The following is a 26,601-nucleotide window of genomic DNA, read 5'->3' on the forward strand; positions in this document are numbered from 1 at the left end:
GCAGGGGGCGCACATTGCTTGGGCCCCCTGTTGGATTTCCGATATACTGGCGGGCGACTCCAGCGAGCCCCGAGGGGAATGACGTGTCAGCGCGAATGGCCAACTCCAGCGACGCCAACATCGGCAGTGCCTGCAGCCACGAGTACCGGGTCAGCTGTGACACCTGCCGGCTGAGCCAGATCTGTCTGCCGCTGGCCCTCAACGGCGAGGATCTCGACCGCCTGGAGCGCATCATCCAGCGCAGCAAGCCCCTGCAGAAGAACGACCTGCTCTACCGCGAGGGCGCCCCCTTCGAGTCGATCTACGCCGTGCGCTCGGGGGCCGTCAAGGCCTTCCGCACCACCGGCGACGGCCGCGAACAGGTCACCGGCTTCTATTTCCCCGGTGAAATCCTCGGCATGGACGGCATCAGCAGCGGCGCCCATGCCTCCTCTGCCCGGGCGCTGGAAACCTCGGCCATCTGCGCCATCCCCTTCGACTCCCTGGAACGCCTCAGCGCCCATCTCCCCGGGCTGCAGCGCCACCTGTTCCAGCTGATGAGCCGGGAAATTACCGAGGACCAGCTGCTGATCACCCTGCTGTCCAAGAACGCCGCGGAGGAGCGCGTCGCCACGCTGCTCCTGAGCATTGCCCGGCGCAACGCCCGCCGCCATCTCAGTGCCACCCAGTTCCGGCTGCCGATGTCGCGCATCGACATCGGCAACTATCTCGGCCTGACGGTGGAGACCATCAGCCGGGTTTTCAGCCGGCTGCAGAAAAACGGTGTCCTCGCCGTGGACAACAAGGAGATCCACGTGCTCGATAACGCCGCCCTGGAACGCGCCGCCAACCTGGGCACCTGAACAACATCGGGGCAAACCACGCTGCCTTGATCTGTGTCATGGCCGGCCCGGGGGCAACATTTACAATGCCCTCGAGCCGCCAGTCGCTTAACCATCGGGGAACTAAAAACATGCTCCAACATACAATCGGACTCCTGATCAAGCCCAGCGCGGAATGGCGTCGCATTGCCGCCATGCCCACTCGCTCCTTCAATACCCTGCTTCTCTATCCCTGCCTGTTGGCGATCATTCCCGCGGTATCCTGGTACTACGGGACCAGCCAGGTCGGCTGGACCGTGGCGGGGGACGACGACGCCATTCGCCTGACGGCGGACAGTGCCCGCGAACTGACCCTGCTGTTCTACTTCGCCATGCTCGGCTGCGTGGCGGCGGTGGGCTACTTCATTCACTGGATGGCCGGCACCTACGGCGCCCAGGTGGGTCTGGCGCGGGGCATCATCACCGCGGGTCTGACCGTCACCCCGCTGTTCGTGTTCGGCATTGTGGGTATCTACCCGCTGCTGTGGCTGGACCTGTTATTCGGTGTGATCGCCGTCAGCTGGTCGGTATTCCTGCTCTACCAGGGCATTCCGATCATGATGAACATTCCCGAGGAGCGCGGCTTTCTGTTTTCCTCGGCGGTGGTCGCCGTGGGCCTGGTCATCCTGGTCTCACTGATGGTGGCCACGGTACTCCTCTGGGACGTCGGTACGGGGCCTGCCTTCACCGACGCACTCTGAACCCCAACCTTCAATTCTCGCCTGACTGTGGACACTGATCATGAGTGAACTCAACGCGGCTCTGGAACACCCGACCTACAACTACAAGGTCGTGCGCCAGTTTGCCATCATGACCGTGGTATGGGGCATCGTCGGCATGCTGGTCGGCGTCTGGATCGCCGCCCAGCTGGCCTTCCCCGCCCTGAACTTCGATCTGCCCTGGACCAGCTTCGGGCGCCTGCGCCCGCTGCACACCAACGCGGTGATCTTTGCCTTTGGCGGCTCGGCGCTGTTTGCCACCTCCTACTACGTGGTCCAGCGCACCTGCCAGACCCGGCTGATCTCCGACAAGCTGGCGGCCTTTACCTTCTGGGGTTGGCAGCTGGTCATCGTGGCCGCCGCCATCACCCTGCCCCTGGGCATGACCAGCTCCAAGGAATACGCCGAGCTGGAGTGGCCGATCGACCTGCTGATCACCGTGGTCTGGGTGTCCTACGCGATCGTGTTCTTCGGCACCATCGTCAAGCGCAAGGTCAACCACATCTACGTCGCCAACTGGTTCTACGGCGGTTTCATCGTCACCGTGGCCGTGTTGCACCTGCTCAACAGCGCCGCCCTGCCGGTTGACCTGACCAAGTCCTATTCCGCCTACGCCGGCACCGTGGACGCCATGGTGCAGTGGTGGTACGGCCACAACGCGGTAGGCTTCTTCCTGACCGCCGGTTTCCTCGGCATGATGTACTACTTCGTGCCCAAGCAGGCCGAGCGCCCGGTCTACTCCTACCGGCTGAGTATCGTCCACTTCTGGGCGCTGATCGCCGTGTACATCTGGGCCGGCCCCCACCACCTGCACTACACCGCCCTGCCCGACTGGGCCCAGAGCCTGGGCATGGTGATGTCGATCATCCTGCTGGCACCCTCCTGGGGCGGCATGATCAACGGCATCATGACCCTCTCCGGTGCCTGGCACAAACTGCGCACCGACCCGATCCTGCGCTTCCTGGTGGTCAGCCTGTCCTTCTACGGCATGTCCACCTTTGAAGGCCCGATGATGTCGATCAAGACGGTCAACGCGCTGTCCCACTACACGGACTGGACCATTGGCCACGTGCACTCCGGGGCCCTGGGCTGGGTGGCGATGATTTCCATCGGCTCGATCTACCACCTGATTCCGGTCCTGTTCGCCAAGGAGCGCATGTACAGCATCAGCCTGATCAACACCCACTTCTGGATGTCGACCATCGGCACCGTGCTCTACATCGCCTCCATGTGGGTCAACGGCATTCTCCAGGGCCTGATGTGGCGCGCCTACAACGAGGACGGCACCCTGACCTACACCTTCGTCGAGTCGGTTGCCGCGAGCTATCCGGGCTACCTGGTCCGCCTGGCCGGTGGCGCCATCTTCTTCGCCGGCATGCTGATCATGGCCTACAACGTCTACATGACCGCGCGCCGCGACGACACCGCAAGCCAGACGGCGCCCGCCGCCAGTGCAGCCTGACACAGGGAGCCACGCATGAAACACGAGATTGTCGAAACCAACACCGGGATAATGATCATCTTCATCATTATCGCCATCAGCTTTGGCACCCTGGTGGAGCTGGTCCCCCTGATCGCCGGCAAGCAGGTGAAGGAGCCGGTGGAGGGCCTCGAACCCCTCTCCGCCCTGGAGCTGGAAGGCCGTGACATCTACATTCGCGAGGGCTGCAACAACTGCCACTCGCAGATGATCCGCCCGCTGCGGGCAGAGACCGAACGCTACGGCCACTACTCGGTCGCCGGCGAGTTTGTCTACGACCACCCCTTCCTCTGGGGCTCCAAGCGCACGGGGCCGGACCTGGCCCGCGTCGGCGAGCGCTACAGCGACGACTGGCACCGCGCCCACCTCTACAACCCGCGGGACGTGGTCCCGGAGTCCAACATGCCCGCCTACCCCTGGCTGTTTGACAACAGCATCGACGGCGAGCGCATTTCGCAGAAGATGCGCACCCTGCGCAAGCTGGGTGTGCCCTATACCGATGCCGATATCGAGGGCGCCCCCGCCGCGGTGGAGGGCAAGCAGGAAATTGATGCCGTCGTCGCCTACCTGCAGCAATTGGGCACCCTGATACAGACGAGGCGCTAGCCATGGATATCAACGATTTGCGGGGCCTCAGCACCCTCATGCTGATGATCGCCTTCATCGGCGTGTGCATCTGGGCCTGGAGCAGAAAACGACGCAAGAGTTTCGAGGAGGCCCGGCACTTGCCCTTCGCCGATGAAGAAATGAATCGCCGGACCCAACAGGAGGAGGCACGCAAGCATGACTAGCTTCTGGAGCTGGTGGGTCATACTGCTCACCGTCATTACCCTGGTGGGTCTGTGGTGGATCCTGTTCGCCAACCGCAAGCGCGACGTGGGTGAAAATCAACGCACCACCGGGCACGTCTACGACGGCATCGAGGAGTACGACAATCCCCTGCCCGCCTGGTGGTTCTATCTCTTTGTCATCACCCTGGTGTGGGCGATTGGCTACCTGATCATGTACCCGGGCATGGGCAACTACAAAGGCCTGCTGGGCTGGACCCAGGTCGAGCAGCACCAGGCCGAAGTGGCCGAGGCGGAGGCGCGCTACAGCGAGATGCGCAGCCGCTACCTGGCACAGCCGATCGAGGAAATTGCCCAGGACCCCGCCGTGCGACGCATGGGGGCCCGCATGTTCGGCAACGAGTGCGCCCAGTGTCACGGGGCCGACGGCAAGGGTCGCTATGGCTTCCCCAACCTGACCGATGACGACTGGCTCTGGGGCGGCAGCCCGGAAGCCATCAAGGCCACTCTGATCAACGGGCGCCAGGCCGCCATGCCCGCCTGGGGGCAGATCCTGGGGGATTCGGGTATCGCCCAGGCCACCGAATACGTGCTGTCCCTGAACGGACGCTCGGTGGACGAGGCACAGGCCGCAAAGGGCAAGGAAATCTTCGCCAGCTACTGCGCCGCCTGCCACGGCCCCGACGGCAAGGGTAATAAGGCCTTCGGCGCGCCCAATCTGACCAACGGCATCTGGCTCTACGGCGGCAGCCGGGAGCAGATTGCCCACAGCCTGCGCGCGGGGCGCAATGGTGTGATGCCCGCCTTCAGCGATACGCTGACCGAGGACAAGATCCACATCATTTCGGCCTACGTCTACAGCCTGAGTCACTAGGCCGGTACCCCGCGGCCCCGCCCCCGTGCGGGGCCGCATCCACCGGGCTGTTCCCACCCCCAGCAGGAACCCGGAAGCATGTCGGACAAAGACCTGATTGACGTCAAGGAACTGGCCCCCGCGGAAGTCGCGGAGGTCGACCTCTACCAGCGCCGCGAGAAGATCTACACGCGGCATATCGAAGGTTTCTTCCAGCGCATTCGACTGTTCACTGGCTGGCCGCTGCTGGCCGGCTACTTCCTGCTGCCCTGGCTGACCTGGGACGGGCGACCGGCGGTCCTCTTCGATCTGCCGGCGCGCAAGTTCCATATCCTCGGCCTGACCTTCTGGCCCCAGGATTTCCCCCTGCTCGCCTTCCTGCTGATCATCGCGGCCTTTGCCCTGTTCACCGTCACCGCCTTCGCCGGCCGGCTGTGGTGCGGCTATACCTGCCCGCAGACGGTCTGGACCTCGATCTTCATGTGGATCGAACAGCGCTTCGAGGGCAGCCGCAACCAGCGCATGAAGCTCGACCAGGCGCCCTGGAGCGCGGAGAAAGTCCTGCGCAAGGGTCTGAAGCACGGCGGCTGGCTGTTCGTCGCCTTTGCCACCGGCGCCACCTTCGTCGGCTACTTCTACCCCATCCGCGACCTGCTGTGGGAGTTCCTCACCCTGAGCAGCGGCAAGTGGCAGGTGCTGTGGACCCTGTTCTTCACCTGCGCCACCTACATCAACGCCGGCTGGATGCGCGAACAGGTGTGCACCTACATGTGCCCCTACGCCCGCTTCCAGTCGGTGATGTTCGACCGCGACACCTTGATCGTGTCCTACGACCCCGGCCGCGGCGAACCGCGCGGTTCCCGCCGCCGCGACGTCGACCCCCGGGCCCTGGGGCTCGGCGACTGCATCGACTGCGAACTCTGCGTCCAGGTCTGCCCGACCGGCATCGATATCCGCGAGGGCCTGCAGTACGAGTGCATCGGCTGCGCCCTGTGCATCGACGCCTGCAACTCGGTGATGGACAAGATGTCCTACCCCCGGGGCCTGATCCGCTACACCAGCGAACGCGCACTCGAGGGCGAGCAGACCCACTGGCTGCGTCCCCGGGTGATTGGCTATACCCTGGTGCTGCTGGTGATGGCCGGGCTGTTCAGCTGGCGCATTCTCGACCGGACGCCCCTGGAGATGACCGTGATTCGCGACCGCACCGAACTGTATGTCACCACCCAGGATGGCAGCGTGGAAAACATCTACACCCTCAGCGTCGCCAATATGGACGAGGCCGCCCACGAGTTCGAGGTCAGCCTCGAGGGCCTGCCCGGTGCCCGTCTGATCGGTGAGACCCGGCACACCGTCGACGCCGGGGAAGTGCGCCGCATCACCCTGCGGGTGCGCGAGCCGGCCGGCAATGCCAACACCCCGGCGACGGTGGTCGAGTTCCGCCTGCAGTCCACTGACCAGCGCGACCTGGAGATCTCTTCCGAATCGCGCTTCATGAGGCCCATGTCGTGATACCGGATACCGCAAGCACTCCCTGGTACCGCCAGTTCTGGCCCTGGTTCCTGATCGCCCTGCCCGGCTCGGTGGTCATTGCCAGCTTTTACATGCTCTACATCGCCACCCGTCACGCCGACGACCTGGTGGTGACCGACTATTACAAGGAAGGCCTGGCGATCAACCGGCAGCTGGAGATGCAGCAGTCCGCCAGCGAGCTCTCGCTGCGGGCCAGCCTTGCCCTCGCCCCGCGCCAGGTGACGGTTCACCTGCAGGGTGCCGCCGCCGATGACAGCCTGGCACTGCTGCTCTCGCATCCCCTGGAGGCGGACCGCGACCAGCAGGTCACGCTGAAGCGCGTGGCTCCCGGGGTCTACGTGGGTGCCCTGCCGCAACCCGCGGGCGAGCGCTGGCACTGGCGCCTGTCCGGGGAGAGCGCCGGCGAACCCTGGCGCCTGGATGGCGTCATCCACGCGGCAGACCTGGTCCCGGACGCCCCGGGTTGAGACCGGCGTGACTCCGCGTCAGAGCTGTTTTCACTGCGGCGAGCCCCTCCCGGCCGGCGAGCCCCTGACGGTTACCATCGACGGCGTGGCGCAGCCGATGTGCTGTCCCGGCTGCGCCGCCGTCGCCGGCCTGATTGCCGACAGCCACATGAGCGGTTTCTACCGCCAGCGCACCGCCTACAGCACCCGGCCCGCGGAGCCCCCCGCCGACTTGCAGGCGGAGTTCCGCCTGTTTGACGAGGCCGGACTGCGCGAACAGTTCACCGAACGCCTCCCCGACGGCGACGAGTCGGCGCGCTTCCTGATCGGCGGCATGACCTGCGCCGCCTGTACCTGGCTGATCGAGCACAGCCTGGCCGGCCTGCCGGGCGTCAAGGACGCCCAGGTCCAGCTGGAACAGCAGCGCCTCGACCTGCGCTATGACCCGGCACTGATACAACCCCCGCAGCTGGCCAGCCGGGTCGAGGCCCTGGGCTACAGCGTGCGCCCCTTCCAGCGCTCGGCCCAGCGCGAGCTGATCGACAGCGAGTTCCGCCAGGACCTGCGCCGCGTCGCGGTTGCCGGTATCGGCATGATGCAGGTGGGCATGTTCGGCATCGCCCTGCACGCCGGTGACATGCAGGGCATCGCCGCCGAGCACCAGGCCCTGCTGCGCGGGGTCAGCCTGCTGGTGGCCAGTTTTGTGGTGCTCTACTCCGCCCGCCCCTTCTTCACCACCGCCTGGCGGCACCTGCGCCAGGGCGCACTGGTCATGGACCTGCCGGTGGCCCTGGCCATCGGCCTTGCCTGGCTGGCCAGTATCTGGGCCACCCTGCGCGGCAGCGGCGAGGTCTACTTTGACTCGGTGGTGATGTTCACCTTCTTCCTGCTCCTCGGCCGCTTCCTGGAAAAGCGCGTGCGCCGCCGTCACGCCATCGCCTGCGACAGCGCGGAGGCCGCATTGCCCCTCACGGTCACCGTGCAACGGGAGGACCAGTGGCAGCGCCTGCCCCGGCGCCAACTGCGCGCGGGTGACCGGGTGCGCGTGATGCCCGGGGAAACCATCGCCGTCGACGGCCAGGTGTACCGGGGCAGCAGCGCCGTCCGCGAGGACAGCTTCAACGGCGAGCCCCTGCCGCGCGCCGTGGCGCCGGGCGCCGCCGTGTACGCGGGCACGCTGAACCTGGAGAACCGCCTCGAGATCCGTGTCGAGGCGGTCTATGAACAGTCGCGGCTGGCGGCACTGCAACACAGCGTGGAGCGGGCCCGGCGGGTCAAGCCGCGACTGGCCCGGCTCGCCGATCGCATCGCCGGACGCTTCGTCGCCGCGATCCTGCTGATCACCGCGGCAACCGCCCTCGCCTGGCTGAACCTGGACCCCGCCCGGGCGCTCTGGGTCAGTCTGTCGGTGCTGGTCATCAGCTGCCCCTGCGCCCTGGCCCTGGCCACCCCGGCGGCCCTGACCGCCGCCGCCAACGCCCTGCGCCGCCGTGCCGTGCTGGTGCACGGGGAAAATGCCCTGGAGGCACTGGCCCACGTCGACTGGCTGGTGTTTGACAAGACCGGCACGCTCACCGTGGGCGATCTCCGGCTGCGCGAGGTGAGGCCCCTGGCAGATCTCGCCGACGACGCGCTGAAAGACCTCGCCGCCGCCCTGCAGCAGTACAGCGCCCACCCCGCCGCCGCGGCCTTCCCCGCCGCGCCGGGGCAGCCGGCCTTCGAGCAGGCCCGGGCGATCCCCGGCTGCGGCGTGGAAGGCCTGCATGCCGGGGTGCGCTACCGTATCGGCAGCGAGGCTTTCTGCCGCGAGATCGCCCCCGACCTGCCGGCGCCACCCGACGACGGTCTCTACCGCTTTGCCCTGTGCCGGGACCAGCAGGCACTGGCCTGGTTTGGCCTGGACGACAGCCTGCGCGAGGAGACCCGGGATATTCTCCAGGCGGCCCGACAGCGCGGCCTGAAACTGGCCCTGCTCAGCGGCGACAGCTCCCCCGGCGGACGCCGGCTGGCGGAAAGCCTGGGCTTCGACCAGGTCTGCCTGGGCCTGTCCCCGGCACAGAAACTGGCCGAGGTTCAGCGCTGGCAGACCGGGGGCGAGCAGGTCGCCGCCGTCGGTGACGGCCTCAATGACGCGCCATTGCTGGGGGCCGCCGACGCCTCTTTCGCCGTGGCCAACGCCGCCGATCTGGCCCGGGCCGAGGCGGACCTGGTGATCGAGCGAGGCAACCTGGGTGCCGTGATCGACAGCCTCGACATGGCCGCCCGCTGCCGGCGGATCATGCGTCAGAACATTGCCTGGGCCATCGGCTACAACGCCTGCGGCATTCCCCTCGCGGCGCTCGGCTTCGTGCCACCCTGGCTGGCCGCCCTGGGCATGTCGGCGAGTTCCCTGCTGGTGGTCCTGAACTCCCTGCGACTCAACCGCAAGGCCCGGTGACCGCCCATGGATAGCCTGTACCTGCTGATACCCATTGCCCTGATCTTCTGTGCCATTGCCATACGCCTGCTGATCTGGGCCATCGACAGCGGTCAGTACGATGACCTGGACAAGGATGCCTGGCGCATCCTGGCGGAGCCACCCCCCGAGACAGGCGGGGACGACACGCGCGAAACCGAGAGCGAAACCGAGAGCGACGGCGCAGAAAACGGTGGCGGTGACGCAGAACCGGGCAGCGACAACGCCGCTCCCGGCGGCGACACTGTGCAGCACAAGGAGGACTCGCGGTGAGCGGTGAACTGTTGGCGGCCTTTTTGATCGGCCTGGCCGGGGCCGGCCACTGCCTGGGTATGTGCGGCGGCATTGCCAGCGCCCTGCAACTGGGGGGAGCCACCGGCCTGCCGACCACCCTCAGCTATCATGCCGGGCGGCTGGCCAGCTACAGCCTGCTGGGGGCCCTGCTGGGCCTCCTGGCCGGCAGCCTGGATCTCGCCGCCTGGACCCTCGGCCTGCGCTATCTGTCGGGGGCGCTGCTGATCGCCATGGGGCTGTACATTGCCGACTGGTGGCGCGGCCTGTTGTGGCTGGAGCGCGGCGGCGCCTGGCTGTGGCGGCCCGTGCAGCGGCTGCTCACGCCCCTGCTACCGGTGCGCCGGCCATGGCAGGCTGGTCTGCTGGGGATGTGCTGGGGGCTGATGCCCTGCGGCTTGATCTACAGCGCACTGGCCTTTGCCGCGACCACCGGCGACAGCCTGTCGGCGGCCCTGGTCATGCTCTGCTTTGGCCTCGGCACCCTGCCCGCCATGCTGGGTGCCAGCCTGGGAGCGGGGGTCGTACAGGTGCAGCTGCGCCGGCGCGGGCTAAAGGTGGCGATTGCGCTGCTGCTGATCCTCGGCGGGCTCTGGAGCCTCTACCTGACCGTCAGCCACGCCGGCCACCTGCGCATGCCCCTGCCCGGAGTGGAATCCCCGGGCGGGGACATGCCCAGTGGCGCCCACCACAGGCACCACTAGCGGGCCCCGCTTCAGAAACGCCAGGCAATACCGGCGTTGTAGACCCAGGGGTCAATCGACACATCGAACTTCACGTTGCCCACATCCGTGCGAATGGTGGCTTCGGAATCGATATCGATGTACCACACCCCGAGGTTCAGCGCCCAGCGCTCACCGATGGGGATATCCACGCCGAGCTGGGCGGACAGGCCAAAGGAGTCGTCCAGTGACAGCTCGGCGCTGCTGGCACCAATCAGACTGCCCAGGGCACCTTCCAGCTCGCCGCTGACTTCCTCGTCGTAGATGAAGGTGTAGTTCACCCCGAGCCCAAAGTAGGGCTGCCAGCCCTTCTGGCCACCGCGGGGATACCACTGCAGGCTCAGGGTGGGAGGCAGGTGAGTGACCTCGCCCGCCGGCAGACCCGCGCCGAGCACATCCACGTCGTGGGTGAACGGGGTGGCGGCCAGGAGCTCAAAGCCCAGGTTGTCGGTCACCATGTAAGCGGGGATGATGCCCAGCTGGGTGTCATTGTCGATGCCGACACCGGGCAGGACGGTCGGCGGAGCCGTGGGAATGCGGACCGCCTGGCTGTCCTCGTCGGGGGCAACCGTGGCGGCGCCGACCCGCAGGATCCAGTCACCCGCCTCATAGGCCTGGGCCATGCCCGTGCCACTCAGCAGAGCAATCCCCAAAGCCAGCCCTGTCATCTTGTGCATGCGTCTACTCCTTGTGTTGGACGTTTACTGCTTCAGTGTTGCCAGCATAAGGAGAGTCGGCGCGGCGCGCCTTGACCCGTGTCAAAAACACAGCGGAGACAAAAGCCCTGGCTTGATCTCGATCAAGCAAAACGGCCTGGCGGGTGAAAAGCGGGGAACCGATCGGGACCGGCGGGAACGGGAAGCTTCAGGACGGGGCGCACGGCGGCCGCCCCCCTTATGGGTGCGGCCGCCGCAGGCAGTGCTCAGGAGGCGGCCAGGCGGATGGCGCGGCCGTGATCGTAGGGCTCGACCAGCCCCTGGTGCAGGCTGCGGATGGCCTGCTCGTAATCGTGCTCGTTGACGATGAACTGCATGTCCACCTGGCGCATGGACTGGTGGATCGCCAGCACGCTGATGTCGTGTTCGGAGAGCGAGCGCACAGTGCGCGCCAGGATTCCCGGCACCTGCATGTCACTGCCAATGGCCGACACGATCGCCACTTTCTGCTCGCGCAGCTCGGCTTCCGGGAAGGCCTCCTGCAGCGCCGTCTTGATCCGGCGCACGGTCTTCAGGTTGGTGTCCAGGTAGTGGGTCACCGTGTTCGCGTTTATGTCCTTGGCCACCATGTGCGCCTTGAAGCGCTTGATGTTGGCCAGGAACTCGGCGTCGTACTCGTGGACCAGGCCGGCCATGTCCTGGTCGAAGAGCTCCAGCGCATAGACACCGCGACAGCCGGCGATAATCTCCACACAGGGCGTCTCGCTGATATAGTCGCCTGTGATCAGGGTGCCGGTGTGTTCCGGCTCGAAGGTGTTTTTCACCCGCAGGGGAATGCCATTCTGGCGCAGGCCCTTGGCGGCCTTGGGGTGAATCGCCTCCATCCCCAGGTTGGCCAACTGGTCGGCCACATCGTAGTTGGTGCGGCCAATGGGCACGGCGTTGTCCTCGCCCACCAGGCCGGGATCCGCACTGCTGAGGTGGAACTCCTTGTGAATCACCGCCTCCCGGGCGCCGGTCAGCACCGCAATGCGACTGAAGGTCATCTCGCTGTAACCGCGATCAAAGCGGGTAATCAGGCCGTTCTTGCAGTGGGCATAGCCGGTCGCAATCGGTAGCTCGTTGGCCAGGTCGATATCGGCAAAGGTGTCGAGGATGCGCTCGTCCAGGGTCAGCTGCTCGGGCGACTGCCAGCCGGTGAGATCGGCGAAGCGCGCGTTGACGCCGTCGCGCTGCAACAGGCGCGCGGTATTCCAGGCACTGTGGGCTTCACCCAGGCTGGAGAGCATCTCGCGCACCGTCACCAGGTGATCTTCCACCGAGAAGTGACCGTGGGCACACAGGCTCTGCAGGTCCTCCAGCACCTTGCGTGCGGAATCGAGACGCTCGTTGATGAAGGCATTCGCCTCGTTCAGGGCCGTGCTTTCGTCAAACAGCGAGGTGTTGATCGCCAGCATCTCGGCGCGCACCTTTTCCAGCATGTCTTCCCAGCTGCGGTCCTTGATACTGTTGGCAAACAGGGCGTAGACGCCGGGCGTGCCATCCTTCTTGTGCTCCAGCAACTTGTTGGTCATGCCGCCGTAGGCGGATACCACGAAAATACGCTGGTACAGCGTATCGCCGTTGCGCTGGCCGAGGACAATGCTGTCGCGCACTGCCTCGTAGTTGCTCATGGATGTGCCACCGATTTTCTCAACTCTGTGGTCGTTCACACTTTCCCCCACGTTGATTTGCTTGCTGATTCCGTTTTATCCGCCGCCGCGAGGCGACTGCCACCGCGGCCGGCAGCCGCGGGGCCCATGCCTCGCCTAGCTCGCCACCTTGAAGCGGTCATCGTCCGAGGCGCTGTAGTCCTCCTCGAAAAAGTCCACCGGTTCGGGAATGTGGTCCTCACCGGCGCAGACTTCGGCAATCGCCTTCTCGACGATGTCGATGCCGCGCTTCAGGTTGCCCTCCGAGATCGTCAGCGGGCAGAGGAACTTGACCACCTGGTCGTCGGCGCCACTGGTCTCGATAATCAGACCCTGCTTGAAGGCGGCCCGGGTGATCTTGCCGGCGATCTCGCCGTTGACACAGTTGATCCCCTGGAACATGCCGCGGCCGCGGGTCTCGAAGTTGCCCTCGCCGTAGCGGTCGACAATCGCCTGCAGGCGATCCGATACGTAGGCCGCCTTGGCCTTGATCTGGCGCTCGAAGCTATCGTCGCTCCAGAAATGGTCGATGGCGGCCTTGGCGGTAACAAAGGCCAGATTGTTGCCGCGGAAAGTGCCGTTGTGCTCACCGGGACGCCACTGGTCCAGCTCCGGGCGAATCAGCACGACGGCAAAGGGCAGCCCGTAGCCACTGAGAGACTTGGACATGGTCACGATGTCCGGCGAGATCCCCGCTTCCTCGAAGCTGAAGTAGGTCCCCGTGCGGCCGCAACCGGCCTGGATGTCGTCCACGATCAGCAGAATGTCGTGCTTGCGGCAGACCGCCTCGAGGTTGCGCAGCCACTCGAAGCTGGCGGCGTTAATGCCACCCTCGCCCTGGACCGTCTCGACGATCACCGCGGCCGGGGTGTCCACACCGCTGCTGGAGTCGGAAAGCATCTTGTCCAGGTAAGCCGTGGTGTCAATGCCATCCCCCAGGTAACCGTCGTAGGGAATGCGCTCGGTGCCGCCAAGGCTGGTGCCGGCGGCGCCGCGGTGGTGGGAGTTCCCGGTCACCGCGAGGGACCCCAGGCTGACGCCGTGGAAACCATTGGTGAAGGAGATGATATTCTCGCGGCCCTTGATGTTGCGCGCCAGTTTCAGCGCCGCCTCGACGGCGTTGCTGCCGGTGGGGCCGGTGAACTGCATGACGAATTCCAGCCCGCGGGGCTTGAGGATCTTCTCGCTGAAGGTCTCCAGGAAGGCGCCCTTGGCGCGGGTGTGCAGATCCAGGCCGTGGGTGATGCCATCCTCCTGGATGTAGGCAATCAGTGCCTCCTTGAGCAGCGGATTGTTGTGACCGTAGTTGAGCGTGCCGGCACCAGCCAGGAAATCCAGGTACTGCTCGCCCTCCTCGTCATACATGAATTCTCCCTGGGCGCGGTGAAACACGCGCGGGAAGGAGCGGGCGTAGCTCTGAACTTCCGATTCGATTTCTTCAAATATTTTCATGCTCAATCCTCTGCGACGATCTGTTGGTCTGTTTGCGGCCTGGATGCTGCACCCGACGGGTACAGGGCGATCTGCACTAACGCAGAGGCCCGATGGTGGCCAGCATCTCGCTGTCGTGGCTGCCCTGGAAATGCGCCTCGCGATCGAACATCACACTGCGCTCCAGGGTGGCACCCCGGCGGCGGGCGAAGCCTTCAAACAGTGCCCAGGAGGCCTCGTTATCCGGCGTCACCGTGGTCTGCATGGCATTCAGGTCGCCATTGCCCTCGCGATCACAGATCGCTGCCAGCATGCGGCCGGCGAGGCCGTGGCCGCGGGCCTTTTCACCCACAGCCACCTGCCAGATGAACAGCGTGGTCGGCGCCTCGGGCACGCGGTAACCGGAGATGAAGCCAACCACCTCGCCCTCCATCTCGGCCACCACGGAGGTGTCGGCAAAATGGGAGCACTGCAACAGGTTGCAGTAGGCGGAGTTGGTATCCAGGGGCGGGCAGTTTGCAATCAGGCGGTGAACCGCCATCCCGTCTTCCTTTCGGGGTTTGCGCAACTGCAGGGAATCACTCATTGATTTCACCTCTAATGTTTAGAACGCTAAGCATTGTATAGAAGGGTCGAGCAAAAATCAAAGCTATAAGGCCGCCGCCGCCCGCCCAACCGCGGTGATTCAGCACCCATTGTTATAAACATCTTGCTTTTCATGTCACTATTTTTTTAGAATTCTAAAGGTTAGAGTACCAAATACCCACCATTGGCGGGCTGTGAAACCGCGACTCGTCTCTTTTTCAAGCGTAGTCGAGTGCGGAAAATTTGCAGCGGGAGTTACACTATGTTCCTGGTTTCGGCGGATAGCGAGGATGTATTGTTGGGAAGAATCGAAGAGGTGCTGGTCGCCCTGCGCCGTGTCATCCGCGCCACCGACATGCACTCCAAGCACCTGGCCAAGACCACCGGCCTGACGGCTCCCCAGATCCTGCTGCTGCAGACCATACGCGATCGCGGCCAGGTCACCATCGGCGAGCTGGCCACGGACATGAGCCTGAGCCAGGCGACCGTCACCACGATCCTCGATCGCCTGGAAAAACGCCGGCTGGTCTACCGACAGCGCAGCGAGACCGACAAGCGCAAGGTGCACGCGCACCTGACCGACGAGGCCATGGGCATCCTGGAAACCGCGCCGGTCCCTCTCCAGGACCAGTTTGCGCGGCAGTTTGGCGCCCTGGAGGACTGGGAGCAGAGCATGATTATTGCCTCCCTGCAGCGGATTGCCCGGATGATGGACGCCGAGCATATCGACGCCTCGCCGGTCCTCGATATCGGCCTGCTCGACCGCCACGCCGCGGGCAGCAGCCTCACCGCGATGAAACGGCGCCGCCGCCTGCGCGAGGAGGCCACCGACCCCGCCCCACAGACCGATCAGACCGGCGCCTAAGCGGGGGAATTTACGCGCCCCCGACCGCGCCCTAGAATATCCCTTTACCTATCGCGGTCGCGCCCTGCGCCGGACCGTGTCACCCAGCGGGGGAGCATGAATTCCTACGATTACGATGTTCTGGTTATCGGCAGTGGCCCTGCCGGGGAAAGTGCCGCACTCAACGCCGCCAAGCACAACCTGCGGGCGGCGGTGATCGAGAGTCACAGCATGGTCGGCGGCGGCTGTACCCACCGCGGCACCATCCCCTCGAAAGCCCTGCGCCATGCGGTCAAGCAGCTGATGCGCTTCAACACCGGCAAGCTGTTCCGGGAAATCGGCCACAGCCGGCAGATCCCCTACCCGGTGGCGCTGTCGGTGGCCGCTGGGGTGATCGAGAAGCAAGTCGACATGCGCAGCCGCTTCTACCTGCGCAATGGCATCGACCTCTACCGCGGGCAGGCCAGTTTTGTCGACACGCACACCCTGGCGGTTCTCGACCAGGAAGAGCGCGTGGAACGCCTGACCGCCCGGGATATCGTGATCGCCACCGGCTCCCGGCCCTACCACCCCGCGGATGTGGACTTCACCCACCCGCGGGTCTACGACAGCGATACCATCCTCGACCTGCAGCACACCCCGCGCAAGATCCTGATCTACGGAGCCGGCGTGATCGGCTGTGAGTACGCCTCGATTTTCAGCGGCCTGGGCATCAAGGTTGAACTGATCAACAGCTTCCACAATCTGCTGGCCTTCCTCGACGACGAAATCTCGGTCGCCCTCGACTACCACCTGCGCGAGCGCGGCGTGATGGTGCGCCACCGGGAGGAGTACGAGCGCGTGGAAGCCACCGAAGGCGGCGTCATCCTGCACCTGAAATCCGGCAAGCACCTGCGCGCCGACGCCCTGCTCTGGTGTAACGGTCGCACCGGCAACACCGACCGCCTGAACCTGGCCGCCATTGGCCTGGAGCCGGATGCCCGCGGTCAACTCAAGGTCGACAAGCATTACCAGACCGAGGTCTCCAACGTCTACGCCGTGGGCGATGTCATCGGCTGGCCCAGCCTGGCCAGCGCCGCCTACGACCAGGGGCGCGCCGCGGCGGCGGTCTCCCGCGGCAAGGCGCACACACGCTTCGTGGATGACGTGCCCACCGGCATCTACACCATCCCCGAAATCAGCTCGGTGGGCCGGAGCGAACGCGAACTGACCGACGCCCGCGTCCCCTTCGAGGTCGGCCGCGCGTTTTTCAAGGATACCGCCCGGGGGCAGATCTCCGGGGAAGACGTGGGCATGCTGAAAATCCTCTTCTGCCCGGAGACCCTGCGTATTCTGGGCATCCACTGCTTCGGCGCCGAAGCCACCGAGATCATTCACATCGGCCAGGCGATCATGAAGCAGGAGGGCGACGGCAATACCCTGCGCTACTTCATCAGCACGACCTTCAACTACCCCACCATGGCCGAAGCCTACCGGATTGCCGCCCTCAACGGCCTGAACCGCCTGATGGGCTGAGCCGGGCACCACACGCAAAAAGGCCGGGCAGGTTTCCCTGCCCGGCCTTTTTGCTGTCGACGTACTCCCCCCGGTCCTGGCCTGTCCAGCCCCGGGGGAAAAGCGGCCCTCAGGCGCTCTTGCGCCCTCCGCCATTGGCGGCGTCGCGCTCCTTGGCCATGTCCAGCGCCAGGTCCTCGATCATGTCTTCCTGGCCACCCACGGTACGGCGACGGCCCAGCTCCACCAGGATGTCCCGCGCCGACAGGCCGTACTTGGCCGCGCTGCGCTTGGCGAACAGCAGGAAGCTGGAGTAGACACCCGCCCAGCCCAGGGTCAGCGAGTCGCGATCCACCCGCACCATGTGGTCCATCAGCGGCACGATCAGATCCTCCGCCACGTCCATCGCCTTGAACAGGTCGACTCCGGTCTCCACGCCCATGCGGTCACACACCGCCAGGAACACTTCCAGCGGCGTGTTGCCCGCACCCGCGCCCAGGCCCGCCAGGGAGCCGTCAATGCGCGAGGCACCCGCCTCCACCGCCGCCAGCGAGTTGGCAATGCCCATGCCCAGGTTGTGGTGGCCGTGGAAGCCCAGCTCGGTCTCCGGCTTCAGCTCCTGCCGCGCCAGCTTCACCCGCGCCGCCACATCGTCCGGCAGCATGTAGCCCGCCGAGTCGGTGATGTACACGCAGTTCGCCCCGTAGGACTCCATCAGCTTCAGCTGCTCCACCAGCGGCTCCGGCTCGATCATGTGCGCCATCATCAGGAAGCCCACGGTATCCAGGCCCTGGATCTGCGAGGCCATCTGGATGTGCTGCTCCGAGACGTCCGCCTCGGTGCAGTGGGTCGCCACCCGGATGCAGGAAATCCCGCAGTCCACCGCCATCTTCAGGTGGTCCACCGTGCCGATACCCGGCAGCAGCAGCGCCGAGACCTTGGTGTTCTTCACCGCCTTGCACACCGCGGTGAGGTACTCTTCATCGCTCGCCGCCGGGAAGCCGTAGTTCACCGAGGCGCCACCCAGGCCATCGCCGTGGGTCACCTCGATCAGCGGAATCCCCGCCGCGTCCATCGCCACCGCGATGTCCACCATCTCCGCCACGGTGATCTTGTGCTGCTTCGGGTGCATCCCGTCGCGCAGGCACATGTCGTGTACGGTTACCTTCTTGCCTTTCAAATCCATCGTCGCTTCTCCCGAAACAGTTCTTGCTGGCCTTCGCCCCGTCCACCCATCAGGACGGGGCTCCGGTCAGACTCCGGGCGGTGTGACCCGGTTGGGCGGTGGCGAGACACGCAGTAAACCCGTCCCTGGGGCTCGACGGCGACATCCTTGTCGCCGACGGTCCCGCCACCGCCCAACCGGGCCACACCACCCTCAGTGCCAATTTGTTCCTTCACATCTCTTCGTCACGCCCGGCCGCTGCTCTGCATTGGACCCCGACTGCCACCGCAGGCTAGTCTTCCGCACGCTCCGCCACCACAACAGCAGGGGCGGGTACCGTGTGACGGTTTCAGGACCGTCGGCGACAGGGATGTCGCCGTCGAGCCCCAGGGATGGGTTCATGCGTGTCCTGAAACCGTCACGCAGTGCCAGCCCCGGCAATCAGTGCGCAGTGTCAGGGGAAACCGCGCTGTGACAGGCAGTGGCACGGATCAGGCCGCCTCGGGCACAAAACTGCCGGCGAGAATCTGCTCGGCGTACATCTCCGCCGTGCGCAGCCCCGCTGCCGTCATGATGTCCAGGTTGCCCGCGTAGCGCGGCAGGAAATCTCCCAAACCCGCCACTTCCATGTAGATGCTCACCTTGTTGCCGTCGAACACCGGGCCGTTCTTCAGCGTGTAGCCCGGCACGTATTTCTGCACTTCGGCCACCATGTCGTGTACCGACTGGGTGATCGCCGCCTGGTCCGGCTCGTCCACCGTCAGGCAGTGAATGGTGTCGCGCATGATCAGCGGCGGCTCCGCCGGGTTGATCACGATGATCGCCTTGCCCTGCTGGGCGCCGCCCACCATCTCCACGCCCTTGGCCGTGGTGCGGGTGAACTCGTCGATGTTCTTGCGCGTGCCCGGGCCCACCGACTTGCTGCTCACCGTGGCCACGATCTCGCCGTAGATCACCGGCTGCACGCGGCTCACCGCCGCCACCATCGGGATGGTCGCCTGGCCGCCGCAGGTCACCATGTTCACGTTCATCGCCTTCGCCGCCACCGCGTCGTGCAGGTTCACCGGCGGAATGCAGAAGGGACCGATCGCCGCGGGGGTGAGGTCGATCATCACCGCGCCCTGGGCGTTGACCTTGGCGCTGTTGTCCGCGTGGACATAGGCCGAGGTGGCGTCAAAGCAGATCTGGATGTTGTCTTCCTTCATGTGCGGCACCAGGCCGTCCACACCTTCGCAGGTGGTCTTGATGCCCATGTCCCGCGCCCGCGCCAGGCCCGGCGACTCCGGGTCCACACCCACCATCCACACCGGCTCCACCAGCTCGCTGCGCATGGCCTTCATCAACAGGTCGGTGCCAATGTTGCCCGGGCCGATGATCGCGGCCCTGATTTTCTTGCTCATGATTGCGTTTCCATCTCGTCGTATCGTGGTCAATCCGGAACTCAGACAAAGCGGCAGCTGCAGCCGCCGATACCCTCGATCTCCAGTCGCATCTCGTCACCCGCCACCACCGGAATCAGCGGCGCCAGGGAGCCCGAGAGAATCACTTCCCCCGCCTTGAAGGGAATACCAAACTCCCCCAGGGTGTTGGCCAGCCAGGCCACCGCCGTCAGGGGATTGCCCTGCACCGCGCTGCCCAGGCCCTCGGAGTGGTACTCGCCGTTCTTCCAGATGGTCATCTTCAGCTTCGGCAGGTCGAAGTCCCGCGGGTCCACCGCGGTCTCCCCCAGCACATAGACCCCGCAGGAGGCGTTGTCCGCCACCGTGTCCTGGATCTTGATCTCCCAGTTGCGGATGCGCGAGTCGACGATCTCGAAGCAGGGCAGAATGCTCTCGGTGGCATCCAGCACGTCCTGCTCGGTCACCCCGGGGCCCTGCAGGTCCTTCTTCAGGCGGAAGGCAATCTCGCCCTCCGCGCGCGGCTGGATCAGGTTGCCCGCCACCGGAATCTCGGCGCCGTCGGGGTATTCCATGGCGTCGGTCAGAAAGCCGAAGTCCGGCTGGAACACGCCCAGCATGTCCTGTACCGGCTTGCTGGTGACACCGATCTTCTTGCCCACGATCTGCTCGCCGTCGCGCTCCACCCGCAGGCTCACCATGCGCTGGCTGATGTGGTAGGCATCCTCGATGCTGATGTCCGCCACGCGCTCGGTCAGCGGGTCCAGGGTCCGGCACTCGCGCAGGGCCCGGTAGAGTTCCTCGCCGGCAGCGGCGCGCTGTTGCTCATCCATGTTGCAGAAAGTCCAGGCAGTAGCGGTTGAACATGTCCTCGTGCTCCACCATCACCCAGTGGCCGCACTCGGATACCAGTACCAGGCGCAGCTGGCTGATGTTGTCGTACATGGCCTTGATACCGTTCTCCGGCATCATCTGCTCGTTGATGCCCCAGAAGCCCAGCACCGGGCACTGGAGCTCCGACAGGCGCTCGGTCAGCACCGGAATCCGCATGCTGGCCATGCAGTGGCCATTCATGATCTGCATGATCTGCATACGCTCTTTCACCAGTTCGTCGGTGGCGTGCTGCGAATCGTACATCAGGCCGGTGGCGAACAGGTCCTTCATCACCTCGTGGGTGACCGGCTCACCGGAGCCGAAGACCTTGAAGACCTTCTGCATGCCGGCCATCTGCTGGTATTCCGGCAGTTCACTGAGGCCGCCGGGGGCCATCAGGATCAGCTTTTCCACCAGCTCAGGGTAGTCCAGCGCCAGGCCGATAGCCACCGCGCCGCCCAGGGAGTTGCCGACCAGGGTGCAGCGGCTGACGCCGGCCACATCCAGGGTCTGCTTGATGCACTCGACGAAGAAGTCGAGGGTGTGCTCGACATCGTCCGGCTTGTCGGAAAAGCCGTAACCGACGTGGTCGGGCACGATGCAGCGGTAGCCGGCCTTCACCAGGGCGGGATAGTTGCCCTTGAAGTTGCTGTGACCGCTGGCACCGGGGCCGGAGCCGTGGAGGAACACCACCACGTCGCCCTGACCCTCGTCCAGGTAGTGCATGCGGTGGCCGTTGGCGCAGTCCGCGTAGTTGCCTTCCGGCAACAGTCCGATCATTCCCATGTCTGTAGTCCCCCGGGCCGCGTCAGATGGCCAGATCGGTGTTGTCGGCACCGAACATCACACCACCCATGTTCGCGGCGAAGGGCAGCGAGTGGTTAGCCACGTGGGCCTGGCTGGCCAGAATATCCAGGTGCCGCGACAGCAGGTCGCTACCGATGCGGATACCGCCGGAGCCCGCGGCCTTGAGCATGCGGCCGGACAGGTCCAGGCAGCGGTCGGCGACCACTGCCGAGTCGTAGCGGTAGCGCACGCGATCCTCGAGGGGGATCTCCTCGCCGGCCCGCGCGCAGGCCATCATCGCGTCGAAATTGCTGTACATGGTGCGCTTCATTTCCTCGATGGAGGCCTTGACCTCCGCCGCCAGGCGCCGCGCGACCGGATCGTCCTTCATCAGGGTGGGGCCGACCCGGCGGGTCTTGGCCACCTCGATGTAATCTTCCAGCGAACCTTCCAGGCAACCCAGGGTCGCGGTGCAGACCGCACGCACGAAGACCTGCATGAAGGGGATGCGGTACAGGGGCGCGTCATTCACCTTGTTGCCGGGGTTGTCGCAGAGGAAGGCGTCCATCACCCGGTGGGTGCGATGCTCCGGAACAAACACGTCCTCGACCACGACGTCGTGGCTGCCGGTGCCCTGCAGGCCCACCACATCCCAGTTGTCGACGATCTTGTAATCGCTGATCGGCAGCAGGAAGGTGCGGTAGTTGGCCATGTCAAAGGGCGCTTCCTCGGTGGGCACGACGGCGCCCAGGAATACCCACTTGCAGTGTTCGGAACCGGAGGAGAAGCTCCAGCGGCCGCTCAGACGGTAGCCGCCTTCAACCGGGGTCACTTTGCCCACCGGGGCATAGGAGGAGGAGATCAGGACACTGGGGTCGTCCGCCCAGACATCCTGGGCCGCCTGGTCGTCGAAGACCGCCAGCTGCCAGTTGTGTACCGCGACCACGCCCAGGACCCAGGCGCTGGAGGTACAGTGCTTGGCCACTTCCAGGCCCAGGGCGTAAAACACCTGCGGGTCCATGGCATAGCCGCCCCACTGTTCCGGCTGCAGAACCTTGAAGAAACCCGCCTTCTGGAAGTCGGCGATGGTTTCCTCGGGCACCTTGCGCGCCTCGCGACACTGGGCGGCCCGCTCGCGCAGCGTGGGGCCCATGGCACGTGCGGCCTCCAGCAGCGCCTGAGCACGCGGGGAAGCCAAACCGTATTGATCCGCCGCACTGGCCGCGGTTACCGCCTGTTGCATTGTCATTTATCGCACCTCGTTACTTGTTCTTGCGGTTAACTGCCCATTAAAGAATAGACCTTTCCCGGCAGCATCCTTCATTTGGGCTAAATGCCCGGCGGGCTTACTCGACCACCGCATCGCCAAAGGTGGTGGGAGGACCAAAAAAGGCGCGGTGGGAAGGCGGCTGCTTGCCGTCGATGTCCTTGACGCCATAGCTCTCCCCCAGCTCGGCGCCGATACACACCTGGCCGCTGTGACGCATGCGCTCGGCATCCGCCCACAGTGCCGCGATCACCCGGCCGCTGAATTCGGGATGTTCCGCGGAGGCCATCAGGTCGGCGTACTTGTCAGGCTCCGACTCGAAGACCTGACGCGTGCGCTCGGTCAACAGGAGCCCCATCCACAGGGAGATCACCGTCACGTTGTGCGGGCGAAAATCCACCGCCATGTCGTGGGCCATCTTGTCCACCGCCGCCTTGCCGGCACCGTAGGCGGGGCCGTGCATGTAGATGCGACCGCCAAAGGACGAGGTATTCACCACCAGCCCCTCGCCGTTGGCTACCAGCAGCGGCGCCGCGTGCCAGCTGGCGGTGTAGTGGGAGCGCATGCCGACATCGAACAGGCAGGTCAGGTCCAGGGGCTTTTCCCAGAAGGGACCGGTGGCGGTCAGGGCATCGTGAATCGCGGTGGCATTGTTGACCAGGATGTCGAGCCGGCCGTGCTCGCGGCGCACCTGCTCGAAAAGTGCCGCCACCTGCGTGTCGTCACTGTGATCACAGACCACGGGAACCGCCGTGCCACCGGCGGCGTTGATGGCCTCCGCGGTGCTGTCGAGGGTGCCCGGCAGGGCCGCGTCGCCCTCCCGGCGGCTGCGCCCGGTGATGTAGACCGTGGCGCCGGTTTGCGCCAGGGCCAGGGCAATGCCCTTCCCCGCCCCCCGGGTCGCCCCGGTCACTACCGCCACACATTCACGTCCCTGCCCCATGATCTGCCTCCCTGATGCGATTCGGGTGGCGCCAGGCAGGCGACCACCGACAACTCTCTGCTATGCTGCGCGCCATGCTACCGGGCGCCGTGGGGCCGGCCAAGCCACACCGGCGGCGGTCTGTCCAACATATTGGCCCAGCTGGAGGAATCTCCCCTGAAGCGCTGCCTGACCTGCCTTTTCCTGGCCCTTTGCAGCCTGTCGCCGCTGCCGGCGACGGCGGTGGATGACCCGCGCCTGGCGCGCGCACCGGGCTCGCCGGCATGGCTGGGGGCGGTGGGCAAGCTGCGGGTACCCGGGCACCGGCGGGAAGGCGGCGAAGAACGCCATCACATTGAACGCTGCAGCGCCACCCTGGTGAGCCAGCCGGGGGCCGCTCGGGCGGAATTCATCCTCACCGCCTGGCACTGCCTGGAGTGGTACGACGATCTCAGCCAGCCGATCCTGTTCACCCTGTCGGCAAACTCCGGTAGCGGCCTGCAGCGAACGGTGCGACCACTGGCCAGTGGCGGCGACATGGCGGCTGACTGGGCCCTGTTGCGCCTGCAGGAAGCCGTGCCACTGAACGGGCCCTGGCGCGCCCTGCCCCTGGACGGGGGCCAGGCTGGAGCAGAGGTGGGGAGTCTGTGGATGGCGGGCTACTCCCGCAGTGCCCCCGCGGGGGAACGGGGGGCGCGGCTGACCTACCACCCGGGCTGCCGGATCACCCGCGCGGAGGGGCCGTGGACCGACACCGATTGCCGGGCGGACAAGGGGGCCTCCGGCGGCGCGGTGGTGCGACTGGACAGCCGGGGAGGCGCGCACCTGACCGGTGTGATCTCCGCCGGCAATGGCAGCGACATGACCCGCTTTGTGCCGGTCGCGGCCTTTGCCGCGTCGCTGCCGGTCAGCCTGCGCCGCTAGCGCAAGTCTAGCCGGCGCGGCGCTGCCGCTCGGGGGGCGGGGCACCGACGTGGGGCTCACCCCGGCGGCGCGCCAGCTCCACCTGCTTCTGGCGCTCGGCAAAGCGCTCGCGCTGATCGTCGCTCAGGCTGTCGAAACAATGGGGGCAACAGACGCCGGGCTGGTACTGATCCGAGGCCTTGTCGGCCTCGGAGATCGGGTGACGGCAACCGTGGCACTGATCGTACTGCCCCTTTTCCAGGCGGTGGTTGACCGAGACGCGATTGTCGAAAACGAAGCACTCACCCTCCCAGGTGCTCTGCGCCTCCGGCACCTCTTCCAGGTACTTGAGGATGCCGCCCTGCAGGTGGTAGACCTCCTCGAAGCCCTCCTGCACCATGAAGGCCGTGGCCTTTTCACAGCGAATGCCACCGGTGCAGAACATCGCCACGCGAGGATGCTTTCCCGGGTCCAGATTTTCCCGCACCCACGCGGGAAAGTCGCGAAAGTTGGTGGTTCCCGGGTCCACTGCGCCCCGGAAAGTGCCGATGCTGTACTCGTAATCGTTGCGGGTGTCGATGACCAGGACCTCCGGGTCCTCGACCAGCTGGTTCCACTCCGTCGGCGGCACGTAAGTCCCGACGCTGCGGCGCGGATCGATGCCCTCGACCCCCAGGGTGACGATCTCGCGCTTCAGCTTGACCTTCATCCGGTGAAAGGGCATGGCCTCGTCATAGGATTCCTTGTGCTCCAGCGCCGCCAGGCGCGGGTCCGCGCGCAGCCAGTCCAGCACCGCATCAATGCCCTGGCGCGAACCGGCAATGGTGCCATTGATGCCTTCGTCAGCCAGCAACAAGGTGCCCTTGACGCCCTGCGCCAGGCACAGGTTGAGCAGCGGTTCACGCAGCTCGCGGAAGTCTTCCAGGGCCGTGAAGCGGTAGAGCGCGGCGACCACGATCGGCGTATTGCTGCTCATGCGCCCTGCTCCCGCTTGCTGCCGCCCATGCACTGGGGGGAGGCCGGCGCCGGCTCCCCGCGCTGGCGCCATTCCTCCGGCGTCCAGGCGAAGATGGACAGGGCGTGAACCGGCCCGGCGAGTTCCTCCGCCAGCAGCTGGTAGATGCGCTGGTGCCGGGCCACCTTGCGCTGGCCCGCGAAAGCCTCGCTGACCAGCACCAGGCGGAAATGGCTCTCGGAGCCCGGGGGCACGCTGTGCATGTGGCTCTCGTTCTCGAGTTCCAGGTGCTCCGGGGAGAGGGCCTCCCGCAGACGGCTCTCGATCTGTTGCTGAATAACCATACTGATTCCGTGGATAAAAGCGCGATTATAACGAAAGGCGGGGGTTGTCAACAGAGGTGGCCGCGCCCTCAGCCCCGACCCGGACGCCGGCGCGCCCGGTACTGGCCGGGGGTCTGGCCGGTCCACTTGCGAAAGGCCCGGTGGAAGGCGCTGGCGTCGGTAAAGCCGAGCTGTTCGGCGACCGCGGTCACCGGCAGGTCCGGGCGCTCCAGCGCCAAACGTGCCGCCTCGCAACGCGCCTCGTCCTTGATCACCTGGAAGGACGTGCCCTCGGCGCGCAGGCGGCGCCGCAATGTCGGCGCCGACATGCCCAGGGCCCGAGCCACGCTGTCCAGGTCCAGCCCCCCGCGCCGAAAGTCGTGCCCCAGCAGGGCGCGCACCTGCGCCGCCAGGTTCTCCCCCTCGGGGGCTGCCTCCATGACCAGCAGCTGATAGGGGGCCGTGCTCAGGAACTCCTGCAGGGTGTGGTCATTCTGCACCACCGGCCAGTCCAGGCAGGCGCGGGAAAACCCGATCCGGTCACGCCGGCAGTCAAAGCGCAGCGGGCACTGGAACAGCAGCTGATACTTGCCGGCGTCCTCGGGTGCCGGACCGCGAAACTCGACCTGCTCCAGCGCCAGCGGCCGCCCGCACAGCCAGCCGAGGAAACGGTGCCACAGCGACAGCCCGTAGGCACTCGCCACCAGGGGCACCTGCGCGTCCCCACCGCTCTGGCGGTAGCCCAGGTAGACCCGCTCCGATTCCCGCTCCATCAGCAACTGACTGTCCGCCTCGAAAAACGTCGCGTAGAACTCCACCGCGCGCTGCAGCGCCAGCTCCAGCGTGGCGCAGGAAATGATGCAGTAGCACATCATGCGAAAGGCTTCACCGGCGGCGATGTTGCTCTGCAGGGGGCCAAAAACCCCGTCCTGCAGGCGCCGAACCACCTGCTGGTAGACCCGGGAATACTCCAGCGCCGTGACCTCGGCCCGCCAGCGCGGGTGGCCGCTGTCCGCCGGATCGAAATCCAGCCCGGCCGCGCGGGTTACCGCCGTCGGGTCCTGGCCGTGCTCGCGCACCTGGCGCAACAGGGTGCACAAGAAGCGTACCGGCACCCACTCACTCACCTGTTCCTCCCCACCATGACAGTCTGCCCGCGCCC

Annotated in this window: 27 protein-coding genes; 14 read left to right on the plus strand and 13 right to left on the minus strand. The window is 65.8% G+C overall.

Annotated features, from left to right (window positions below; translation table 11 throughout):
• Positions 1-95: 95 nt before the first annotated feature.
• The 11 genes from fnr (at position 96) to ACYVGS_RS02875 (ending at position 10,129) form a co-directional block, all read left to right on the plus strand.
• Complete coding sequence (gene fnr / locus ACYVGS_RS02825) at positions 96-842, plus strand: FNR family transcription factor (protein ID WP_460587583.1); 747 nt, start codon at positions 96-98, stop codon at positions 840-842.
• A gap of 110 nt (positions 843-952) precedes the next feature.
• Positions 953-1,561, plus strand: a complete 609-nt coding sequence (locus ACYVGS_RS02830) for a Yip1 family protein (protein WP_460587118.1) — start codon at positions 953-955, stop codon at positions 1,559-1,561.
• Between the two features lie 40 nt (positions 1,562-1,601).
• Positions 1,602-3,041 carry a cbb3-type cytochrome c oxidase subunit I gene (ccoN, locus tag ACYVGS_RS02835; RefSeq protein ID WP_460587119.1) on the plus strand — a complete coding sequence of 480 codons (1,440 nt, stop codon included), beginning with the start codon at positions 1,602-1,604 and terminating at the stop codon, positions 3,039-3,041.
• A gap of 15 nt (positions 3,042-3,056) precedes the next feature.
• Positions 3,057-3,665, plus strand: coding sequence for a cbb3-type cytochrome c oxidase subunit II (ccoO, locus tag ACYVGS_RS02840; RefSeq protein ID WP_460587120.1), 609 nt, complete (start codon positions 3,057-3,059; stop codon positions 3,663-3,665).
• A 2-nt stretch (positions 3,666-3,667) separates the two neighbouring features.
• Entirely contained in the window at positions 3,668-3,850 is a 183-nt protein-coding gene (locus ACYVGS_RS02845; RefSeq protein ID WP_460587121.1) for a cbb3-type cytochrome oxidase subunit 3, read from the plus strand.
• On the plus strand, positions 3,843-4,721 hold the full coding sequence (ccoP, locus tag ACYVGS_RS02850; protein ID WP_460587122.1) for a cytochrome c family protein: 879 nt from the start codon (positions 3,843-3,845) through the stop codon (positions 4,719-4,721). The genes ACYVGS_RS02845 and ccoP overlap by 8 nt, the downstream gene beginning before the upstream one ends.
• Positions 4,722-4,799: 78 nt before the next feature.
• The gene (gene ccoG / locus ACYVGS_RS02855) at positions 4,800-6,212 is read left to right on the plus strand and encodes an RdxA/RdxB/FixG family protein (protein WP_460587123.1); all 1,413 of its coding nucleotides are present in this window, start codon (positions 4,800-4,802) and stop codon (positions 6,210-6,212) included.
• Positions 6,209-6,700 carry a FixH family protein gene (locus ACYVGS_RS02860; protein ID WP_460587124.1) on the plus strand — a complete coding sequence of 164 codons (492 nt, stop codon included), beginning with the start codon at positions 6,209-6,211 and terminating at the stop codon, positions 6,698-6,700. Before ccoG ends, ACYVGS_RS02860 begins: the two co-directional genes overlap by 4 nt.
• A 7-nt stretch (positions 6,701-6,707) precedes the next feature.
• Positions 6,708-9,116 (plus strand): heavy metal translocating P-type ATPase, encoded by a 2,409-nt coding sequence (locus ACYVGS_RS02865; RefSeq protein ID WP_460587125.1) that lies wholly within the window; start codon positions 6,708-6,710, stop codon positions 9,114-9,116.
• 6 nt (positions 9,117-9,122) lie between these two features.
• A complete protein-coding gene (gene ccoS / locus ACYVGS_RS02870; protein WP_460587126.1) occupies positions 9,123-9,407 on the plus strand; it encodes a cbb3-type cytochrome oxidase assembly protein in 285 nt (94 codons plus the stop codon).
• Positions 9,404-10,129, plus strand: a complete 726-nt coding sequence (locus ACYVGS_RS02875; protein ID WP_460587127.1) for a sulfite exporter TauE/SafE family protein — start codon at positions 9,404-9,406, stop codon at positions 10,127-10,129. The genes ccoS and ACYVGS_RS02875 overlap by 4 nt, the downstream gene beginning before the upstream one ends.
• 11 nt (positions 10,130-10,140) lie before the next feature.
• Here ACYVGS_RS02875 and ACYVGS_RS02880 read toward each other — a convergent pair whose 3' ends face one another.
• The 4 genes from ACYVGS_RS02880 to ectA form a co-directional block, all read right to left on the minus strand.
• Complete coding sequence (locus ACYVGS_RS02880; protein WP_460587128.1) at positions 10,141-10,824, minus strand: OmpW/AlkL family protein; 684 nt, start codon at positions 10,822-10,824, stop codon at positions 10,141-10,143.
• A gap of 245 nt (positions 10,825-11,069) precedes the next feature.
• Positions 11,070-12,527, minus strand: a complete 1,458-nt coding sequence (locus ACYVGS_RS02885) for an aspartate kinase (RefSeq protein ID WP_460587129.1) — start codon at positions 12,525-12,527, stop codon at positions 11,070-11,072.
• An 84-nt stretch (positions 12,528-12,611) separates the two neighbouring features.
• Positions 12,612-13,946 (minus strand): aspartate aminotransferase family protein, encoded by a 1,335-nt coding sequence (gene ectB, locus ACYVGS_RS02890; protein ID WP_460587130.1) that lies wholly within the window; start codon positions 13,944-13,946, stop codon positions 12,612-12,614.
• 76 nt (positions 13,947-14,022) lie between these two features.
• Positions 14,023-14,511: a GNAT family protein gene (ectA, locus tag ACYVGS_RS02895; RefSeq protein ID WP_460587131.1), complete on the minus strand. Its 489-nt coding sequence runs from the start codon at positions 14,509-14,511 to the stop codon at positions 14,023-14,025.
• 261 nt (positions 14,512-14,772) lie between these two features.
• Between ectA and ACYVGS_RS02900 the strand changes: the two genes are divergently transcribed.
• Complete coding sequence (locus ACYVGS_RS02900) at positions 14,773-15,375, plus strand: MarR family winged helix-turn-helix transcriptional regulator (protein WP_460587132.1); 603 nt, start codon at positions 14,773-14,775, stop codon at positions 15,373-15,375.
• 96 nt (positions 15,376-15,471) lie between these two features.
• Positions 15,472-16,869: a Si-specific NAD(P)(+) transhydrogenase gene (gene sthA / locus ACYVGS_RS02905; RefSeq protein WP_460587133.1), complete on the plus strand. Its 1,398-nt coding sequence runs from the start codon at positions 15,472-15,474 to the stop codon at positions 16,867-16,869.
• A gap of 109 nt (positions 16,870-16,978) precedes the next feature.
• Here sthA and dmpG read toward each other — a convergent pair whose 3' ends face one another.
• The 6 genes from dmpG to ACYVGS_RS02935 all read right to left on the minus strand — a co-directional run bounded on the left by dmpG (position 16,979) and on the right by ACYVGS_RS02935 (position 23,279).
• A complete protein-coding gene (gene dmpG / locus ACYVGS_RS02910) occupies positions 16,979-18,034 on the minus strand; it encodes a 4-hydroxy-2-oxovalerate aldolase (protein ID WP_460587134.1) in 1,056 nt (351 codons plus the stop codon).
• Positions 18,035-18,504: 470 nt separating this feature from the next.
• Positions 18,505-19,413, minus strand: coding sequence for an acetylating acetaldehyde dehydrogenase (locus ACYVGS_RS02915; RefSeq protein WP_460587135.1), 909 nt, complete (start codon positions 19,411-19,413; stop codon positions 18,505-18,507).
• 41 nt (positions 19,414-19,454) lie between these two features.
• Positions 19,455-20,243: an FAA hydrolase family protein gene (locus ACYVGS_RS02920; RefSeq protein ID WP_460587136.1), complete on the minus strand. Its 789-nt coding sequence runs from the start codon at positions 20,241-20,243 to the stop codon at positions 19,455-19,457.
• Positions 20,236-21,069, minus strand: coding sequence for an alpha/beta fold hydrolase (locus ACYVGS_RS02925; RefSeq protein ID WP_460587137.1), 834 nt, complete (start codon positions 21,067-21,069; stop codon positions 20,236-20,238). The genes ACYVGS_RS02920 and ACYVGS_RS02925 overlap by 8 nt, the downstream gene beginning before the upstream one ends.
• A 22-nt stretch (positions 21,070-21,091) precedes the next feature.
• Positions 21,092-22,318 (minus strand): acyl-CoA dehydrogenase family protein, encoded by a 1,227-nt coding sequence (locus tag ACYVGS_RS02930; protein ID WP_460587138.1) that lies wholly within the window; start codon positions 22,316-22,318, stop codon positions 21,092-21,094.
• Between the two features lie 97 nt (positions 22,319-22,415).
• Positions 22,416-23,279 (minus strand): Rossmann-fold NAD(P)-binding domain-containing protein, encoded by an 864-nt coding sequence (locus tag ACYVGS_RS02935; protein ID WP_460587139.1) that lies wholly within the window; start codon positions 23,277-23,279, stop codon positions 22,416-22,418.
• Between the two features lie 132 nt (positions 23,280-23,411).
• On the opposite strand from ACYVGS_RS02935, the gene ACYVGS_RS02940 reads away from it, so the two are divergent.
• On the plus strand, positions 23,412-24,182 hold the full coding sequence (locus ACYVGS_RS02940; RefSeq protein WP_460587140.1) for a trypsin-like serine peptidase: 771 nt from the start codon (positions 23,412-23,414) through the stop codon (positions 24,180-24,182).
• A 7-nt stretch (positions 24,183-24,189) separates the two neighbouring features.
• Here the strand turns inward: ACYVGS_RS02940 and trhO are convergent, their stop codons facing one another.
• The 3 genes from trhO to ACYVGS_RS02955 form a co-directional block, all read right to left on the minus strand.
• Positions 24,190-25,137: a rhodanese-related sulfurtransferase gene (gene trhO / locus ACYVGS_RS02945; RefSeq protein WP_460587141.1), complete on the minus strand. Its 948-nt coding sequence runs from the start codon at positions 25,135-25,137 to the stop codon at positions 24,190-24,192.
• On the minus strand, positions 25,134-25,460 hold the full coding sequence (locus ACYVGS_RS02950) for a BolA family protein (RefSeq protein ID WP_460587142.1): 327 nt from the start codon (positions 25,458-25,460) through the stop codon (positions 25,134-25,136). The genes trhO and ACYVGS_RS02950 overlap by 4 nt, the downstream gene beginning before the upstream one ends.
• A 68-nt stretch (positions 25,461-25,528) precedes the next feature.
• Entirely contained in the window at positions 25,529-26,566 is a 1,038-nt protein-coding gene (locus ACYVGS_RS02955) for an AraC family transcriptional regulator (protein WP_460587143.1), read from the minus strand.
• Between the last annotated feature and the right edge of the window lie 35 nt (positions 26,567-26,601).

The organism is Haliea atlantica, from assembly GCF_054779855.1.

Coding starts and splice junctions, on each gene's coding strand:
- fnr (WP_460587583.1), top strand. CDS start 96: ATGGCCAACTCCAGCGACGCCAACATCGGCAGTGCCTGCAGCCACGAG.
- ACYVGS_RS02830 (WP_460587118.1), top strand. CDS start 953: ATGCTCCAACATACAATCGGACTCCTGATCAAGCCCAGCGCGGAATGG.
- ccoN (WP_460587119.1), top strand. CDS start 1,602: ATGAGTGAACTCAACGCGGCTCTGGAACACCCGACCTACAACTACAAG.
- ccoO (WP_460587120.1), top strand. CDS start 3,057: ATGAAACACGAGATTGTCGAAACCAACACCGGGATAATGATCATCTTC.
- ACYVGS_RS02845 (WP_460587121.1), top strand. CDS start 3,668: ATGGATATCAACGATTTGCGGGGCCTCAGCACCCTCATGCTGATGATC.
- ccoP (WP_460587122.1), top strand. CDS start 3,843: ATGACTAGCTTCTGGAGCTGGTGGGTCATACTGCTCACCGTCATTACC.
- ccoG (WP_460587123.1), top strand. CDS start 4,800: ATGTCGGACAAAGACCTGATTGACGTCAAGGAACTGGCCCCCGCGGAA.
- ccoS (WP_460587126.1), top strand. CDS start 9,123: ATGGATAGCCTGTACCTGCTGATACCCATTGCCCTGATCTTCTGTGCC.
- ACYVGS_RS02880 (WP_460587128.1), bottom strand. CDS start 10,824: ATGCACAAGATGACAGGGCTGGCTTTGGGGATTGCTCTGCTGAGTGGC.
- ectB (WP_460587130.1), bottom strand. CDS start 13,946: ATGAAAATATTTGAAGAAATCGAATCGGAAGTTCAGAGCTACGCCCGC.
- ectA (WP_460587131.1), bottom strand. CDS start 14,511: ATGAGTGATTCCCTGCAGTTGCGCAAACCCCGAAAGGAAGACGGGATG.
- ACYVGS_RS02900 (WP_460587132.1), top strand. CDS start 14,773: ATGTTCCTGGTTTCGGCGGATAGCGAGGATGTATTGTTGGGAAGAATC.
- sthA (WP_460587133.1), top strand. CDS start 15,472: ATGAATTCCTACGATTACGATGTTCTGGTTATCGGCAGTGGCCCTGCC.
- dmpG (WP_460587134.1), bottom strand. CDS start 18,034: ATGGATTTGAAAGGCAAGAAGGTAACCGTACACGACATGTGCCTGCGC.
- ACYVGS_RS02915 (WP_460587135.1), bottom strand. CDS start 19,413: ATGAGCAAGAAAATCAGGGCCGCGATCATCGGCCCGGGCAACATTGGC.
- ACYVGS_RS02920 (WP_460587136.1), bottom strand. CDS start 20,243: ATGGATGAGCAACAGCGCGCCGCTGCCGGCGAGGAACTCTACCGGGCC.
- ACYVGS_RS02925 (WP_460587137.1), bottom strand. CDS start 21,069: ATGGGAATGATCGGACTGTTGCCGGAAGGCAACTACGCGGACTGCGCC.
- ACYVGS_RS02930 (WP_460587138.1), bottom strand. CDS start 22,318: ATGACAATGCAACAGGCGGTAACCGCGGCCAGTGCGGCGGATCAATAC.
- ACYVGS_RS02935 (WP_460587139.1), bottom strand. CDS start 23,279: ATGGGGCAGGGACGTGAATGTGTGGCGGTAGTGACCGGGGCGACCCGG.
- trhO (WP_460587141.1), bottom strand. CDS start 25,137: ATGAGCAGCAATACGCCGATCGTGGTCGCCGCGCTCTACCGCTTCACG.
- ACYVGS_RS02950 (WP_460587142.1), bottom strand. CDS start 25,460: ATGGTTATTCAGCAACAGATCGAGAGCCGTCTGCGGGAGGCCCTCTCC.